At 72.3% G+C, this 16,428-nt stretch carries 11 protein-coding genes and 1 pseudogene; 9 read left to right on the top strand and 3 right to left on the bottom strand.

Annotated elements, in window-relative coordinates; all coding sequences use genetic code 11:
• Window positions 1-11: 11 nt before the first annotated feature.
• A complete protein-coding gene (locus tag ACFYZB_RS08365; protein ID WP_388755840.1) occupies window positions 12-830 on the bottom strand; it encodes an anti-sigma factor domain-containing protein in 819 nt (272 codons plus the stop codon).
• Window positions 827-1,369, bottom strand: coding sequence for a sigma-70 family RNA polymerase sigma factor (locus ACFYZB_RS08360; RefSeq protein WP_351206788.1), 543 nt, complete (start codon window positions 1,367-1,369; stop codon window positions 827-829). The genes ACFYZB_RS08365 and ACFYZB_RS08360 overlap by 4 nt, the downstream gene beginning before the upstream one ends.
• A 219-nt stretch (window positions 1,370-1,588) precedes the next feature.
• Here ACFYZB_RS08360 and ACFYZB_RS08355 point away from each other — a divergent pair, with 219 nt between their 5' ends.
• The 4 genes from ACFYZB_RS08355 to ACFYZB_RS08340 all read left to right on the top strand — a co-directional run bounded on the left by ACFYZB_RS08355 (window position 1,589) and on the right by ACFYZB_RS08340 (window position 7,980).
• Window positions 1,589-3,148 carry a DUF4331 domain-containing protein gene (locus ACFYZB_RS08355; RefSeq protein ID WP_388755838.1) on the top strand — a complete coding sequence of 520 codons (1,560 nt, stop codon included), beginning with the start codon at window positions 1,589-1,591 and terminating at the stop codon, window positions 3,146-3,148.
• A 93-nt stretch (window positions 3,149-3,241) separates the two neighbouring features.
• Window positions 3,242-4,765 (top strand): tetratricopeptide repeat protein, encoded by a 1,524-nt coding sequence (locus tag ACFYZB_RS08350; RefSeq protein ID WP_388755835.1) that lies wholly within the window; start codon window positions 3,242-3,244, stop codon window positions 4,763-4,765.
• Entirely contained in the window at window positions 4,762-6,297 is a 1,536-nt protein-coding gene (locus tag ACFYZB_RS08345) for a nickel transporter (protein WP_388755833.1), read from the top strand. The genes ACFYZB_RS08350 and ACFYZB_RS08345 overlap by 4 nt, the downstream gene beginning before the upstream one ends.
• A 60-nt stretch (window positions 6,298-6,357) precedes the next feature.
• Window positions 6,358-7,980 carry a serine/threonine-protein kinase gene (locus ACFYZB_RS08340; protein WP_388755831.1) on the top strand — a complete coding sequence of 541 codons (1,623 nt, stop codon included), beginning with the start codon at window positions 6,358-6,360 and terminating at the stop codon, window positions 7,978-7,980.
• 18 nt (window positions 7,981-7,998) lie between these two features.
• Here the strand turns inward: ACFYZB_RS08340 and ACFYZB_RS08335 are convergent, their stop codons facing one another.
• Window positions 7,999-8,793: an SGNH/GDSL hydrolase family protein gene (locus ACFYZB_RS08335; protein ID WP_351206796.1), complete on the bottom strand. Its 795-nt coding sequence runs from the start codon at window positions 8,791-8,793 to the stop codon at window positions 7,999-8,001.
• A gap of 239 nt (window positions 8,794-9,032) precedes the next feature.
• On the opposite strand from ACFYZB_RS08335, the gene ACFYZB_RS08330 reads away from it, so the two are divergent.
• From ACFYZB_RS08330 to ACFYZB_RS08310, 5 genes and pseudogenes are all read left to right on the top strand, one after another.
• Complete coding sequence (locus ACFYZB_RS08330; protein ID WP_351206798.1) at window positions 9,033-9,431, top strand: hypothetical protein; 399 nt, start codon at window positions 9,033-9,035, stop codon at window positions 9,429-9,431.
• A 368-nt stretch (window positions 9,432-9,799) separates the two neighbouring features.
• Window positions 9,800-10,621, top strand: a complete 822-nt coding sequence (locus tag ACFYZB_RS08325; RefSeq protein WP_351206799.1) for a glycosyltransferase family 2 protein — start codon at window positions 9,800-9,802, stop codon at window positions 10,619-10,621.
• Window positions 10,618-11,589, top strand: a pseudogene (locus tag ACFYZB_RS08320) (glycosyltransferase); the annotation flags it as partial. The gene ACFYZB_RS08325 and the pseudogene ACFYZB_RS08320, both read left to right, overlap by 4 nt.
• A gap of 193 nt (window positions 11,590-11,782) precedes the next feature.
• Window positions 11,783-12,583 carry a polysaccharide deacetylase family protein gene (locus tag ACFYZB_RS08315; protein ID WP_388755826.1) on the top strand — a complete coding sequence of 267 codons (801 nt, stop codon included), beginning with the start codon at window positions 11,783-11,785 and terminating at the stop codon, window positions 12,581-12,583.
• Window positions 12,576-16,418 carry a polysaccharide biosynthesis C-terminal domain-containing protein gene (locus tag ACFYZB_RS08310; RefSeq protein WP_388755824.1) on the top strand — a complete coding sequence of 1,281 codons (3,843 nt, stop codon included), beginning with the start codon at window positions 12,576-12,578 and terminating at the stop codon, window positions 16,416-16,418. Before ACFYZB_RS08315 ends, ACFYZB_RS08310 begins: the two co-directional genes overlap by 8 nt.
• Window positions 16,419-16,428: the final 10 nt, after the last annotated feature.

The raw sequence follows: 16,428 nt of genomic DNA, 5'->3' as shown, positions 1-16,428 counted from the left end.
TTCTTCTCTGACTACTCTCCGAATCCGACCGGTCTCAGGGCGAGTTGGACAACGGGCTGGCCGGTGGGCTGGGCTGAGCCGCCATCAGGCTCGACGGTTACGGCGAGTGACGTCGAGGAGGAGTCGAGACCCTTGGCAACCAAGGGCGTGTCGCCCGCGAGGAGCCCGAGGGAGCGCGGCTGTGCGCGGGGGCGCATGAGCCAGAGCTGACGGACGCGCCCGGCGGGCGGGGTGCCGTATCCGCTCAGGGTGACTACGGCCTCCCGCTCCGAGGCGGAAGCGATCACTCCGATTGCGCGGCCCTGTGCGTCCTTGCTGGTGGTGGCGCGTGCGTCGGGAGCGGCCAGAACGTGGGCGATCTCACGTCCCCGGGCCTGCTCCGCGGTGAGCCGGTGCTGGGTGCGCTGCGCCTGTACCGCGAAGAGCGAGGCGACGACCAGGGCCGCCGCCGCGGTGGCCGTGGCGAACGGCACGAACAGGGGTCGCGTGCGGGGCGTACGGGTGCGTCCCGGCGGGGGCTGGGTGCCCCAGACGTGCGGCGGCAGCTGTGGTGCGCGCTCCGGGGCCGGTGCCTGGGCCTGCTCCTGCGGAAGGGTGCGCACGGCGGCCAGCACCCGTTCGCGCAGGGCGGGGGGCGCGTGGGCCGCCGTGGACCACGCGAGGCGCACCGCGTCCTCGGCCAGCTCCCGCACCTCGGCGGCGCAGCGGTCGCAGCCCTGCAGATGTTTCCGGAACCGGCGCCGCTCGCCCGGTTCGAGGGCGTCGAGGGCGTAGGGCGCGGCGAGGGAGTGCAGGTCCTCGCGGCGCAGCAGCTTGCCGAGGATGCTCATGCGGCGCCTCCCAGGCACTCGCGGAGCCGGGTGAGCCCGTCGCGCATCCGCGTCTTGACCGTGCCGAGCGGCAGTGAGAGCCGCTCGGCCACCTCACGGTAGGTGTAGCCGTCGTAGTAGGCGAGGGTCACGGACTGGCGTTGCAGGTCCGTGAGCCGGCGCAGGCAGCGGCGTACCCACTCGCGCTCCATGCCGGCCTCGACCTCCTCGGCGACCTGGTCGAAGGCGGGCTCCCCGGCCCGAACGGCCTCCCGCTGCTCGCGTTCGCCGGCCGCGCGGGCGCTGCGCACCCGGTCGACGGCGCGGCGGTGGGCGAGGGTGAGGATCCAGGACAGCGCGCTGCCCCGGCCGGGGTCGTACCGGGTGGCCGAGCGCCATGTCTCCAGCAGCACCTCCTGGGCCACCTCCTCGGACTGTGCGGGATCGCGCACCACGCGTCGTACGAGCCCGTAGACCGGCCCGGACACCAGTGCGTACAGATCCTCGAACGCCCGCTGGTCGCCGTCCGCGACGAGCACCAGCAGCTCGTCCGCCCGCATGCGGGCCGCCTCTCCGTGGCCGCAGCCGGCCCTTCCGCGCACTCCACGCATCCGCACCACCGCACACCTCCCGCGGGAGATACGGATCAGCGGGCCGAAAACGCGGGTCGGGAGGTGCCCAAAGTTTTTCGGTGGTTTTTCTCCGTCCGACCAATCCGCTCGGCCGGCCCGCTCCGAAGACCCATGCGTCAACGGCAAGTCGGCACTGAGGACGGACGCATGACACCTCTCTTCTCCAGAGGCCCCTTCTCCAGGAGCGGCACGGTACGCAGGGGCCTGGTCCCGCTCCTCTGCGGTGCGCTGGCGGCCGGAGGGCTCGCGGCCGCCGGCGTCGCCACGCTGGCACCCGGGACGGCCTCCGCCTCCTCCCACCGGGAGGCCCCGCTGATCTCGGGGACCCCGCAGTACGACAACACCGACCTGTACGCGTTCGTCAGCCCGGACAAGCCCGACACGACGACGATCGTGGCGAACTGGATCCCGTTCGAGGAGCCGGCGGGCGGACCGAACTTCTACACGTTCGCCGACGACGCCCAGTACGACATCCACATCGACAACAACGGTGACGCGCAGGACGACCTGCTGTTCCGCTACACCTTCAAGACGCACACCAGGAACGGCAACACGTTCCTGTACAACACGGGTGCCGTGAAGAGCCTGGACGACCCGAACCTCAACGTCACGCAGACGTACGACATCGATCTGGTCCGGCTGAAGCACGGGCGCGAGGTGTACAGGACCAGGATCGCGGACAAGGTGCCGGTCGCGCCCTCGGACGTCGGCAAGGCGTCCATGCCGGACTACGGCAAGCTGCGCGCGCAGGCCGTGTACAGGACCGCGGGCGGCGCCGCGACCTTCGCCGGGCAGGCGGACGACCCGTTCTTCGCCGATCTGCGCGTCTTCGACCTGCTGTACGGCGGCAACCTCAGCGAGGTCGGCCGGGACACCCTGAAGGGCTACAACGTCAACACCATCGCCCTGCAGGTGCCGAACGACCTGATCCGCGAGTCGGCCGGACAGCCGATCGTCGGCGTCTGGTCCACCACCCAGCGCCGCAACGCGCAGGGCTACTACACCCAGGTCTCGCGCCTGGGCAACCCGCTGGTCAACGAGGTCGTCAACCCGCAGAAGGACAAGGACAGGTTCAACGCCTCGCAGCCCGCGTACGACGCCCAGTTCCTGAAGAACGTCACCAATCCCGAGCTGCCCAAGCTCATCGAGTCGATCTACAAGATCAAGGCGCCGGCCGAACCGCGCAACGACCTGGTCGACGTCTTCCTGAAGGGCGTCAAGGGCCTCAACCAGCCCCCGAACGTGCGTCCTTCGGAGGAACTGCGCCTGAACACCTCCATCAAGCCGGCCATGCACCCCAAGCGTCTCGGCGTGCTCGACGGCGACAACGCGGGCTTCCCGAACGGGCGCCGGCTCACCGACGACGTGATCGACGAGGCGCTGCAGGTCGTCGAGGGCGAACTGGTGGGCTCGAAGAACGACTTGGGCGACGGCGTGGACAAGAACGACAAGGGCTTCGAGAAGTCCTTCCCGTACGTCGCCGAGCCCACCTCGGGTTCCCGCGGCCCCCTCGCCAAGGGCACGACGGCGGGCACGGACGTCCGCAGCCAGCTGGGCGACGCCCTGCAGCCGGCCGGGTCCTCCGGCGGCTCCGGTTCCGGCAACACGGTGCTGATCGCCGCGTCGGCGGCCTCGGGCGCGGCCGGGATCCTGCTCCTCGGCACCGCGGTCGGCTGGTGGCGCCGGCGCATCCGCCGCCCGTACTGACCCCCGCCCCCACCGAGACCGGCGCGGCCCGTACCTTCCCCTCCCCCACGGCGGGCCGCGCCTCCCACACGACCGACGGACGCAGGAGAGGGCATGGGCCCGCGCAGACAGGACGACGACGACATGGACGGGCAGAAGGACAGCGGTGGGCAGGCGGACAGCGGCGAGCCGACCGACAGCGGTGGGCAGAAGGACGGCGGCGAGCCGACGGTGAGCATGGGACCGACTGCGGCGGAGACACCCTCGGCCGTCGGCCCCGACCAGCGCGTGGCCGCCGTTCGGCGCTTCGCCGCTGCCGGGCGCCGCTGGCGGGCTGCGCAACTCGTGGGCTGTGCCGCCCTGTTGGCCATCGCGCTGACCGGCGGGGCCATCGCCGTCGGGGCCGGTCGGGCGCCCGTCACCGTGCCGGCCGCCTCCACCGCCGTGGACCCCGGCGCGCTCGGCGGCGACCTGGACGCCGGTATCGCCGCGCTCCAGGCGCATCTGCGGACCCAGCCCAAGGACTCCGCCGCCTGGGCCACACTGGGCCTGGCCTACGTCGAGCAGGCGCGGACCAAGGGTGACCCCTCCCGGTACCCGCAGGCGGACAAGGCACTGCTGCGGTCCCTCGCGCTGGCCCCGGACAACGACGGGGCGCTGGCCGGCCGCGCGGCCCTCGCCGCCGCCCGGCACGACTTCGAGGACGCCCTGACCTACGCGGACCAGGCACTGCGGCAGAACCCCTACAGCGAGCGCGCGCTGTCCTCCCGTATCGACGGTCTGGTCGAACTCGGCCGGTACGCCGAGGCGTCGAAGGCCGCCGAGACCGCCGACGCACGCAAACCGGGGGTACCGGTGTTCACGCGGTACGCGTACGTCCATGAGCTGCAGGGTGATGTGACGACCGCACGCAGGGTACTGAAGCAGGCACTGACAGGTGCCACCACACGGGGCGACATCGCGTACGTGTCCGCCCAGCTCGGCCAACTCGCCTGGAACCAGGGCGACTACAGGACAGCCCTCGCCGACTACGCCCGTGCTCTCGCCGCCGACGACACCTACCTGCCGGCGCTGGAGGGCCGGGCTCGGGCGCAGGCGGCGAGCGGGGACCGCGCGGCGGCGATCAAGGGGCTGGAGACGGTGGTGTCGAGGTACCCGCTGCCGGGACCGCTGGTCGAACTGGGCGAGCTGTACGAGGCGCGGGGCGCGGCCGGCGACCGGGTCCGGGCGCAACGGCAGTACGCGCTGGTGAACGCGTGGATCGCGCTGGCCCGGGCCAACGGAGTCAACGCCGACCTCGACACCGCCCTGGCCGCCGCCGACCACGGCGACAAGGCGGCCGCCCTGCGCGCGGCCCGCGCCGAATGGGCCCGCCGGCACACCGTGCACACCGCGGACGCGCTGGCCTGGGCGCTGCACGTGAACGGCCGGGACACCGAGGCCCTGCCGTACGCCCGCCGGGCCACCGCCACCGGTTACCGCAACGCCGCCTTCCTGTACCACCGCGGCATGATCGAGCTGGCCACGGGCCACCGCACGGACGGCCGCGCCTGCCTCACCTCGGCCCTGCGCCTGAACCCCGGCTTCTCCCCGCTCGGCGCGGCCGGGGCCCGCAAGGCCCTGGAGGCGACGCAGTGAAGCCACGCCTCGCGTTCCTGCTGCTCGCCACCGGCGTACTGGTTCTCCTTCCCGGCGGCACGGCGAGCGCCCATCCGCTCGGGAACTTCACCGTCAACCGCTACGACGGCCTGGTCGCCGCTCCCGGACAGCTGCGCGTCGACCACGTGGAGGACCTCGCCGAGATCCCGGCGACCCAGGCCGGGCCCGACCTCGAGCGGCTGGGCATGACCGAGTGGGCCCGGCAGCGGTGTGCGCGGGCCGCCGGGGGCAGCAGGCTCACGGTGGACGGCCGTACGGCCACGCTGACCGCCGTCGGCGCCACGGCGCGGCTGCGTCCCGGTCAGGCCGGGCTGCACACCCTGCGGGTGGAGTGCCGGCTGACCGCACCGCTCCCCCGCGGCGCCACCGTGACCCTCGGCTTCCACAGCGCGGGGGCCACCGGCGGCCCCGGATGGCGGGAGATCACCGCGCGCGGCGACCGTACGACACTCACCGCGACGGACGTCCCGCAAACGTCGGTCTCGCACGAACTGACCGTGTATCCGAAGGACTTGTTGTCCTCCCCGGCCGACACCACCGCCGCCTCCGTGCGCCTGCGCCCCGGCGGCCCGGCCCTCGCCGAGGAGCGGCAGGCGGAACCGGGGGCCGCGGTCCTGCCGCGGGGCGCCGACCGCTGGACCCGCGCGCTGGACGAGCTCGTGGCCCGCCACGACCTCACCGTCGGCTTCGCCGCGCTCGCGCTGCTCGTCTCGATCGTCCTGGGCGCGCTGCACGCGCTCGCGCCGGGCCACGGCAAGACCCTGATGGCCGCCGCGGCGGCGGCCCGCGGGGGCCGGGCGAGGCTGCGGGACGTGCTGCCGCTGGCCGCCTCGGTCACCGTGACCCACACCCTCGGCGTGATCGCCCTGGGCCTGCTCGTCACGGCCGGTTCGGCCGCCACGCCCTCGGTGATCGCCTGGCTGGGCATCGCGGGCGGTGCGCTGGTCCTCGCGGCGGGCGCCAACCTCGTACGGAGGGTGTGGCCAGCCCGCCACCATCACCCCCCGAACGATGTGGGGCACACCCATGGGGAGCACACCCATGGGGGACACGCCCACGGCCACGCCCACAGCCACAGCCACAGCCACAGCCACGCCAGTGACGCCCACGCTCATGGCGGCCACACCCACACCCACGGGGGGCACACCCATACCCACCCCACCGCCCCCACCCTCCGCGGCACCCTCCTGCTCGGCTTCGCCGGAGGGCTCGTGCCCAGTCCCTCCGCCGTGGTGGTGCTCGTCGGTGCCGCGGCGCTGGGGAAGGCCTGGTTCGGGCTGCTGCTCGTCGTGGCCTACGGCGCCGGGCTCGCGCTGACGCTCACCGCGGCCGGGTTCGCCGTGGTGCGGCTGGGTTCGGGGCTGAGCCGGGTGCTGGATCGGCGTCCGGGCTGGACCGCCCACCCGGTGGCCGCGCTGGTGCGCCGCTGCGTGCCGCTCGCCTCCGCGCTGGTCGTCATGGCCCTGGGCGCCGGATTGGTGCTCAAAGGGGCCGCATCGGCGCTTGGCTGAGCTAACTTGGGGTGACATATCGCTACGGGGAGACATCACGCGACTGCCTTGGGGGCGCCCGTGTCCGAAGAGCCGGGCCGCGAACGTGTGATCGCGGGCCGCTACCGTCTGCTGTCCCCGCTGGGCGAGGGCGGCATGGGCACCGTGTGGCGCGCCCGGGACGAGGTGCTGCACCGCGAGGTGGCCGTCAAGGAGGTGCGGGCCCCGGCCGGGCTGCCGGCCTCCGACGTGGAGCGGATGTACGCGCGCCTGGAGCGGGAGGCGTGGGCGGCGGCCCGGGTGGCCAACCGCAACGTGGTCACGGTGTACGACGTGGCGCTGGAAGGCGGCCGGCCGTGGATCGTGATGGAGTTGGTGCGCGGGCTGTCGCTCGCCGACCAGTTGGAGGCGGAGGGTCCGCTGTCGCCGCAGCGGGCGGCGCACGTCGGTGCCGAGGTGCTGTCCGCGCTGCGCGCCGCGCACGCCGCCGGGGTGCTGCACCGGGACGTGAAACCGGCCAATGTGCTGCTCGCCAACGACGGCCGGGTGGTGCTGACAGATTTCGGAATCGCCTCGGTCGAGGGCAGCTCCGCGCTGACCATGACCGGCGAGGTGGTCGGCTCGCCCGAATTCCTCGCCCCCGAGCGGGCGTTGGGCCGGACACCGGGGCCCGAGTCGGACCTGTGGTCGCTGGGGGTGCTGCTGTACGCGGCGGTGGAGGGCGTCTCACCGTTCCGGTACGACACCCCCATCAGCACCCTGCGTGCCGTGGTGGACGAGGAGTTGCCGCCGCCGCACCGGGCCGGTCCGCTCACCCCGGTCATCGAGGGACTGCTGCGCAAGGACCCCGCCGAGCGGCTGGACGCCGGGCGGGCGGAACACGAGCTGCGGATCGTCGCGGCCGGGGGTGCCCCCGCCGGGGGAGGAGCACCTCGGGCGGCCACGATGCCCGTGCCGCCGTACACCGCTCCGACGGTCCCTGTCCCGCCCCGGCAGCCCTCCCCCACCCCGCCGCCGCCCGTGTCCGGCGCCACGACGTCCACGACGTCCGACGCGCCGCGGCACAACCGGCGGGCGGGCGCGGTGCTGGTGGCCGGCCTGCTCGTCGTCGCGCTCGCGCTGGCGGGTCTGGCGTACGCGCTGCTGAACCGTGACCACGGCGCCGGGCAGAACGCGGGCGGCGGCACCCGGACGAGCGGCGGCGCGCGGACGCCGACCGGGCACGGCAGCACGGACCCGGGCACGACAGCGCCGCCCTCGCCGAGCGGCAGCACGTCTTCGGGCACACAGCCGGCGCAGTCCGTGGAGGTCACCGTCGCGGGCGCGCACACGACGTACTCCGGGAGCTGTCCGCCGCCGGCCGCGCAGACGCCCTCTTTCACGGCGACGTTCACGGTGGGACGGCTGCCCGCGCAGGTGGAGTACCGGTGGGTGACGACGCGCGGATCGGTGTCCGATCCCGGGTGGCACACGCTGTCGTTCCCGGACGGCGGCGGGAGGTCCCGGCAGGTGCAGGTGACGCTGACGGTGTACCGCGGCGGCGGGACGACCGAGGACCGGATCGGTGTGAAGGTGCGCGCTCCCGTGCGGACCACGTCGAACGCGGTCCCGTTCTCGGTGAGCTGTACGACGGCCACGGCGACGGAGACCCCGTCGGGCGGGGCCTCCGCATCGGCATCGGGCTCGCCGTCGAGTTCACCCTGAGGGGCGAGCCCGTTCGGGTCACGCGTTGTTGGTGAACACCGGCAGGTAGCCGCCGGAGTGGCCGGCCGCGGTGGGGTGGTACGACTCGCTGATGTCGAGCCAGTTGACGCTGTGCAGCCACGAGTCGCCGGAGCAGATCTCGTGGGTGGAGAAGGCGGAGCGGACGTCGCCGAAGACGAAGCCGTGGGCCTGGGCGCGCTTCTGGATGGCGGCGTCGATGTAGTCGGCCGCGCCGTTGATCGCGGACCGCTTGGTGTCGGAGAGTCCGAGGCAGGTCTGGCCGAGCAGGTAGAAGCGGGGGTAGCTGAGCACGACCACCCGGGCGCCGGGGGCCTTGGCGCTGATGGCGTTGTAGACGGTGTCCAGCTTGCCGGGGAGCGTGGAGTCGACGTACGCCTTGGCCGTGTTGATCCGGTCGATGCAGGCGCTGTCGGACTGGATCACACAGGTCGTCATGACGTCGGAGAAGCCGGCGTCGTTGCCGCCGATGGTGATGGACACCAGTGAGGTCGAGGAGTTCAGCGAGCCGAGCTGGTTCGCCATGACGTCGTCGGTCGTGGCGCCCGAGCAGGCGTCGAAGGCGAACGAGGACGGGCTGTGGGCGGCGTTCCACAGGTACGGGTAGGCCTTGGTGCTGCGGTCGCAGGAACCACTGGAGCTGATGTAGCTGCCCGCGCCGACTCCGGAGGAGTAGGAGTCACCGAGTGCCACATAGCCCCCGGTCGCGGCTGTCGCGTGGCCGGCTCCCGTGAGACCGAGGCCGGCGGCGAGGAGGAGCGAGGCAACGAATCCGGAAAGTCGGGAACGTCTCATGGAACCTCCTTTAGCAGGATCTCTGCCACAACTGTCGTAGCAACTACGCGTGTTGACGGGAAGTGTCCATGCCAAGACTTTTGTGCTCTCAACAGGATCAACGCGAAATATTCACCGCTCGCCTATTGCGTGGACATGCCAGATCTGTTGACGGTTCGACAATCGCCGTCTTGACGACCCCACATGAACTGCGCCACATTGAAGCCCGGCATCCGGCACGTCGGGGGGCAAAGTCGGCCATGCAGACCATACCCATCAAGACATCTTCATTGCCGCTGCTCGCGGGTGCCGCGACCGCCGTGGCACTGACCGGCGGGCTGCTCGCTCTCGTCGATTCCACCTCGCCGCTGCGCGGCCCGTGTGCCCTGCTCTTCCTGCTCGCGGCGCCGGCCGTGGCACTCGCCGCGGCACTGCGCGGGCTGGATCCCTTCGGCCGGGCGCTCTGCGCGCTTGCGGGCTCGGTCGTCGTCAACATGCTGGTTGCCCAAGGCATGCTCGCGGTTCACCGCTGGTCGGTCCGCGGCGGGGTGGTCGCGGTGACCGCGCTGAGCCTGCTGCTCCTGCTCCTGGTGCTGATCCGGGAACGGATTTCCGGAAAACGTACACAAGAGCGAGCAACGCGGGCCAAAGTTGTGTAACGGCCAAACCAACAAAACCGTGAGGCAGTCCCCCAGGGGTTGCCTTTCGGGTTCAATCGTCAATACCGTCGTACATCTCACCCGCACCGGCACGTCGGCACACGGCTCCAGGGGAGGGCTCAGGGCCGCGGCGTCCACCGGCGCGGGGCGCGGTAGGGGGGTGCCGTGCTCGGTGACCGCAACTGTGACCGAGCCGTGCCGCGCGACCGGCTGCCGTTCTTCTCCGGCGGGCCGGCCAGCTTTGCCAGCTCATCTGCGTGCACGGAGACCAGTTCGCCGCGCCGAAGATGAGAACCCCCCTTTCGAACCGGACACAGAGCCGGGCCGCCCGGGGGTGGGCGGTCCACCGGACGAGAGGGAAAAGACTCATGAGTTCCGTCCTGCGCCCGCCGAGTTCAGGGCAAGATCCTTTAATCGCCGCGCACTACCGGCCGATCTCCTCTCACCTCGCGATCACTCCGCCGGTGAGCGTGGTGATTCCCGCCATGAATGAGGCGGAGAATCTGCCCTACGTCTTCAAGACGCTTCCGGACTGGATACACGAAGTCGTCCTGGTGGACGGCAATTCCACGGACGACACCGTCGACGTGGCCCGTTCCCTGTGGCCGGACGTCAAGGTCGTCGAACAGCACGGCAAGGGCAAGGGGGATGCCCTGATCACCGGGTTCGAGGCCTGCAGCGGCGACATCATCGTGATGGTGGACGCGGACGGCTCGGCCGACGGCAACGAGATCGTGTCGTACGTCTCCGCCCTGGTCTCCGGCGCCGACTTCGCCAAGGGCTCGCGGTTCGCCAACGGCGGCGGCACGGACGACATGACCTTCATCCGCAAGCTCGGCAACCGGGCCCTGTGCGCAGTCGTCAACCGCAAGTTCGGAGCGCGCTACACCGATCTGTGCTACGGCTACAACGCGTTCTGGCGGCACTGCCTCGACAAGATCGACCTCGACTGCACCGGCTTCGAGGTCGAGACGCTGATGAACATCAGAGTGGTCAAGGCCGGCCTGAAGGTCCAGGAGATCCCGAGCCACGAGTACCTGCGCATCCACGGCACGAGCAATCTGCGGGCCGTGCGCGACGGGTTCCGGGTGCTCAAGGTCATCCTCAAGGAGCGCTCCAACCGGCGGGAACTGCGCCGGCAGGAACACCACTCGCCGATGCTCGACACGGTCCGGGGAGAGGTGTCTTGAGAGATCCCGGCATCTCCGTCGTGATCTGCGTGTACACCGAGGACCGCTGGGAGGACATCCTCGCGGCGGTCTCCTCGGTGCGTGCGCAGTCGTACCCCGCGCTGGAGACGCTCCTGGTCGTGGACCACAACCCGGCCCTGAAGGACCGGCTGGCCCGCGAGTACAAGGAGACCGAGGGCGTCCGGGTGCTGGCCAACGCGGGTCCGCGCGGCCTGTCCGCCGGCCGCAACACCGGCATCGCCGCCTCCCACGGCGAGGTCATCGCCTTCCTGGACGACGACGCCGTGGCCGAACGCGACTGGCTGCGCCGCTTCGCGGAGGGCTACGCCGACCCGCGCGTCATGGCGGTCGGCGGCCGTACGCTGCCCGTCTGGGCGTCGGGACGGCGGCCGGCCTGGTTCCCGGAGGAGTTCGACTGGGTGGTGGGCTGCACCTACAAGGGCCTGCCGCCGGGCCGGGTCCGGGTGCGCAACGTGCTGGGAGGAAACGCTTCCTTCCGGCGTACGGCGTTCCAGGCGGCGGGCGGCTTCGCGACCGGGATCGGCCGCGACGGGGACCGCCGCCCGCTGGGCTGCGAGGAGACGGAACTGTGCATCCGCCTCACCCGGGCACGCCCCGACGCCGTCCTGCTCATCGACGACCGCGCGATCATCCACCACCGGGTGCCCGAACCGCGCGAGCACTTCGCCTACTTCCGCACCCGCACCTACGCCGAGGGCCTGTCCAAGGCACTGGTCGCCCGGAGCGTCGGCGCGGACAAGGGGCTGGAGTCCGAACGCCGGTACACCACCAGGGTGCTGCCCGCGGGGGTCGCTCGTGGCCTGCGGGACGCCCTGCTCGCCCGGCCGGGCGGCGCGGGACGCGCGGGCGCGATCGTCGCCGGCGTACTGAGCGCCGCCGGCGGTTACGCCGTGGGGACCCTGCGCGCGCGCCGAAACGGTACGGCCTTCGCGTCGTCACCGCTCCAGGAAAGCGAGGAACGACCCACAGGCAACGCCGGACCAACCCCGCTCGCCGGCGAACGGACCGCACGCAGCGCCGAGGCAGCCCCGGACGGCGACGAACGGGCCGCACGCAGCGTCGACGGCGAACCGACTCGCCGCCGGGGCGCAGCGGCCGGCGCCGGTGAGCGCGGCGACGAGCGGGACCAAGGGGGGACCGATGACTGACGCTCCCGTACCGATCCTCATGTACCACTCCGTCGCCACCTCGCCGAACGACGCCACCCGGGCCCTGTCGGTCGCGCCGGAGGCGTTCGTGGAGCAGATGGCGCTCATCGGCGACCTGGGGCTGACCCCGCTCACCACCGCCGACCTCGCGGCACGCTGGCGCGCCGGCCGCCCGCTGCCCGCCCGGCCGGTGCTGATCACCTTCGACGACGGCTACGAGGGCGTGCACCGGCACGCGCTGCCCGCCCTCGCCAAGCACGGCTTCCCGGCCACCCTGTTCGTCTCCACCGGCTGGATCAGGGGCGCGTACGACACCGGGGGCGGCCTGGACGCCATGCTCGACTGGCGGCAGGTGCGCGAACTGGCCGCCGCGGGCGTCGAGATCGGCGGGCACAGCCACACCCACCCGCAGCTCGACCAGCTCGGCGACGAAGCCCTGCGCACGGAACTGAGCCGCTGCACGGAGATCGTCGGGGACGAACTCGGCGCCCGGCCGGTGTCGTTCGCCTACCCCTACGGCTACTCCGACCGCCGGGTCCGCCGGGCCGTGCGCGAGGACGGGTACGTCCAGGCCCTCGCCGTCGGCAACGCCCTCGCGCGCCGACGTCAGGGACCGTACGCGCTCCAGCGGGTCACGGTCCGGCGCTCCACCGGCGTGGAGGAGTTCGAGCGGCTCCTCCACGGCCGGGCCCTGGCCCGCACCTTCGCCAGGGACCGCGCCCTCACCAAGGGCTACGCCCTCGTCCGCAGAGCACGCCAGGTTCGCCGGAAGGCCATCCGTTCCCGTGTCTGACACGACGACCACGACCGAGTCCACGACGACCGACGCCCAGACGCCCGAGAAGTCCGGGCGCCGCCTGCGGCTGCCCGGTACCGGCCGGTCCACCGACGGCAGCCCGCTGTTCCGCAACGCCTACGCGCTGATGCTCAACACCGGCATCTCCGCCGTCCTCGGGCTCGGCTTCTGGCTGGCCGCGGCACGCTACTACTCCGAGTCGGCGGTCGGGCAGGGCTCGGCCGCCATCGCCGCGATGAAGTTCCTGGCCGGGCTGACCGCGGTGACCCTGACCGGCGCCCTGGCCCGCTTCATCCCGGTGGCCGGGAAACATACCGGCCGGCTGATCTTCCGTACCTACGCGGGCAGTTCCCTGCTGGTGGCGTTCGCGGCGGGCGTCTTCCTGCTGACCCTGGACACCTGGGGGCCGTCGTACCGCTTCCTGCACGGGACCGTCAACGGGCTCGGTTTCCTCGCGGCCGTCGCCGCCTGGAACCTGCTCACGCTGCAGGACGGGGTGCTGACCGGGCTGCGCAGCGCGACCTGGGTGCCGGTCGGCAACACCGTGTTCTCGGCCGTGAAGCTGGCCCTGCTCGTCGCGTTCGCCGCCGCCGTCCCGACCACCGGTGTCTTCGTCTCCTGGGTGGCCGCGATCGCCACCTCGGTGGTGCCGCTGGGCTGGCTGGTCTTCCGCCGTCTCGTGCCCCGGCACATCAAGGCGACCGAGGGCCGCGCCGAGCCGCCGACACTGCACCAGGTCGGCCGGTTCCTGGCCGGGGACTACACCGGTTCGCTGTTCTCGCTCGCGGTGATCTACCTGGTGCCGGTGCTCGTCGCCTCGCAGGTCAGCTCCGCGGAGAACGCGTACTTCTACATCGCCACCACCATCGGCGGCACGACCGACCTGCTCGCCATCAACATGGGCGCGTCCCTCACGGTCGAGGGCTCCCACGACCCGGGACGGCTGGCCGCCAACACCCGGGCCGCGCTGCAGCGGATGGCGCGGATCATGCTGCCGATCGCGGGCCTGCTGTTCGTCGGCGCACCCTGGATCCTCGGCGTGTTCGGGGCGGGATACGCGCACGCGGCGACCCCGCTGCTGCGCTGGCTCGCGGTCGGCTCGGTGCTGCGGGTCGTGATCGAGACCTACTTCGCGGTGCTGCGCGCACGCAGTCGCACCGGCGGACTCGCCTGGCTGCAGGGCCTGTTGTGCGTGCTGACGCTCGGTCTGACGCTGCTGCTCCTGCCCCGGATGGGGCTGACCGGTGCGGGCCTCGCCGAGGCCGGCAGCCTCGCGGTGATCGCCGCGATCGCCGCGCCGAAGCTCTGGAAGACCGTCCGGAGCGCGGCCGACGCCGTGCCCGACACGGCGGCGCCCGACGGGGACCTCGCCGACCTGGGGGCACCGGAGGTCCCGGTCGCCTCGCCGGCGCGCCGCCACAGCCCGGCCTGGGCGCTGGACTCCGACACCCTCGCCCTCGGCATCCACGTCGATTTCGACCACGTGGAACGCCGGCCGGACGTCCGCCCGGGCCCCGGCACCCCGCCCGCCGGTACGCCGGTGCCATCGCCGGCGCTTCCGGTCGGGCTCCCGGTGGAGGAGAGGGAGCCCGGCAGCGAGGCCTCGCTGGGCCCGGCCGAGGTGGAACTGCTGCGGGAGGCGGAGGCGGCGGAGGTGGACGCACCGTTCACCGAGGAGGAGCTGGGCGCGTCCGTGGGGAGGATCGACCCCGTGATGGAGAGCGACGCGCCCCTCGCGCAGGAGCCGGCGGACACCGCCGTACCGGAGCAGGCCGTGCCCGACGAACCGCCGGCCCCCGCCTCGCTCCGGCAGCGGCTGCTGCCCACCCGCACCGGTGTCGTCCTCGGCTGTCTGCTGACCGCCGCGCTGCTGCTGTACTGGGTGCCCGCGCTCCGGCTCGGCGAGGCCGACCTGGCCCGGATGGGCGGACTCGGGCTGATCTCGGTGCTGCCTCTGCCGACGCTGGTCGGAGCGGCCCTGCTGGTCGTCGTCTTCGCCGCGCTGCTCTGGCTGCGCCGCGAGCACCGGGCGCTGCTGCTGCTCACCCTGGTGGCGACGGTCGTCTCGCTGCACGCGCTGCCCGCCGTGATCGAGAGCGAGCCGCGGTTCCCGACGGCCTGGCAGCACCTCGGGTTCATCGACTACATCGACCGCACCGGGTCCGCCGTACCGGACCTGGACGCCCGCTGGAGCTGGCCCGGCTTCTTCGCGGTGGCCGCGTTCGTCGGCCGGGCCTGCGGGGTCACGGACTTCACCGAGGTCATCCGCTGGTGGCCGACGGCGATCCAACTCGCCTATCTGGCACCGATGTTCCTGCTCACCAGGTCCCTGCGGGCGAGCTGGCGGGCGAAGTGGACCGGCATCTGGCTGTTCGTGCTGTGCGGCTGGGTCGGCCAGGACTACTTCTCACCGCAGGGCTTCACCTATCTGCTGTACCTGGTGTTCGTGGCGATCCTGCTGGTCTGGTTCCGCCCGCCGCGCGTGATCTGGACGACGTTCCGTCCGGGCGAGGCCGAGGTGGAGCCGGCGGACCGCCGCCGGCGGGCGGTCCTGCTGCTGGTGCTGATCGGCCTGTACGCGGCGAGTGTGCCCGCGCACCAGCTCACCCCGTTCGTCATGCTCGGCGTGCTCGCCGCCCTCGTCCTGCTCGGCCGGTCCGAACTGCGCGGGCTGCCGCTGCTCTTCGCGGTGCTGGTCGCGGTCTGGGTGGGCTTCATGGCCGAGCCGTACTGGTCCGGGCACTTCAACGACCTGTTCGGCGGGGTCGGCGGGGTCGGCAGCAATGTCTCGACCTCCGTCTCCGGACGGATCCAGGGCGGCAGTTCCACCCACAAGCTGGTGCTGTACACCCGGGTGCTGCTGGCCGGCTCGGTCATGGCCTTCGCCTGCTGGGGCTGGTGGCGCCGGCGCTTCCACCGCTACCGCGAACGCTCCCTGCTGGTTTTGACCTTCGTGCCGTTCCTGGGCTTCGGCATGCAGTCGTACGGCGGTGAGATGGCACTGCGTGTCTTCATGTTCGCGGTGCCGGGTGCGGCCCTGCTCGGCGCGCTCGCCCTCTTCCCGCGCACGGGTGTCACCGCGAAGGAGCGCGAGAAGGACCGGGTGAGCCTCGCCCCGCTGGCCGCGCTCCTGGCCGGGCTGCTGCTGATGGGCGGCTTCCTGGTGGCCCGCTGGGGCAACGAGCCGTTCGAGCGCACCCGGCCCGGCGAGGTCGCGGCCATGAACTGGGTGTATGCCCACGACAAGCCGACCCTGCGGCTGCTGTGGCTGACCCAGGACACGGTCAACGACGTGACCCCGGCGATGCCGTGGGGGTCGAAGGACATGGAGCGGGTGAACTACGTGCCCACTCTGGCCCCGACCGACCCGGTGCTGGTGTCGGGCCTGGTCAAGGCGCTCAAGGATGCCGGCCCGAACTCGTATCTGATGATCAACAAGAGTCAGGTGACCTATCTGCAGCTGGACGCGGGCTACTCCGCGACCTGGGAGCCCCGGCTGGTCGAGAACCTGGACAACCGGCAGGAGCTGACGAAGGTCCTGGTCAACGGCGACGTCACCGTGTTCGCGCTGCGCAGGCAGCCCGCGGGTGCGGTGCCGCAGCCGAAGCCCGGGCCCATCGGCCCCCTGGTGACCTGGACCTCCTGGTCGGTGGTCGGCGCCCTGTCCGCCGTCGTCCTGATCCTGCTGCTGGCCGCGCGGGAGGTCCTACGGGTCGCGCTCCGGCCGGGCGTGCGTCAGCTGCGGCTGCTCCAGGGCACCTTCTGGTTCGCGCTGCCGCTGCTGGCGGTGGTGCTGGCCTCGCTGCTGCAGCGGTTCCTGACCATGAAGTGAGGGGCGCTCG

The organism is Streptomyces sp. NPDC001852 (genome assembly GCF_042891825.1).
GTDB lineage: Bacteria > Actinomycetota > Actinomycetes > Streptomycetales > Streptomycetaceae > Streptomyces.
The sequence above is the reverse complement of the archived record's forward strand: the minus strand, read 5'-3'. Positions and strand labels throughout refer to the sequence as shown.

Coding starts and splice junctions, on each gene's coding strand:
- ACFYZB_RS08325 (WP_351206799.1), top strand. CDS start 9,800: ATGAGTTCCGTCCTGCGCCCGCCGAGTTCAGGGCAAGATCCTTTAATC.
- ACFYZB_RS08355 (WP_388755838.1), top strand. CDS start 1,589: ATGACACCTCTCTTCTCCAGAGGCCCCTTCTCCAGGAGCGGCACGGTA.
- ACFYZB_RS08330 (WP_351206798.1), top strand. CDS start 9,033: ATGCAGACCATACCCATCAAGACATCTTCATTGCCGCTGCTCGCGGGT.
- ACFYZB_RS08365 (WP_388755840.1), bottom strand. CDS start 830: ATGAGCATCCTCGGCAAGCTGCTGCGCCGCGAGGACCTGCACTCCCTC.
- ACFYZB_RS08335 (WP_351206796.1), bottom strand. CDS start 8,793: ATGAGACGTTCCCGACTTTCCGGATTCGTTGCCTCGCTCCTCCTCGCC.
- ACFYZB_RS08350 (WP_388755835.1), top strand. CDS start 3,242: ATGGGCCCGCGCAGACAGGACGACGACGACATGGACGGGCAGAAGGAC.
- ACFYZB_RS08360 (WP_351206788.1), bottom strand. CDS start 1,369: ATGCGGGCGGACGAGCTGCTGGTGCTCGTCGCGGACGGCGACCAGCGG.
- ACFYZB_RS08315 (WP_388755826.1), top strand. CDS start 11,783: ATGACTGACGCTCCCGTACCGATCCTCATGTACCACTCCGTCGCCACC.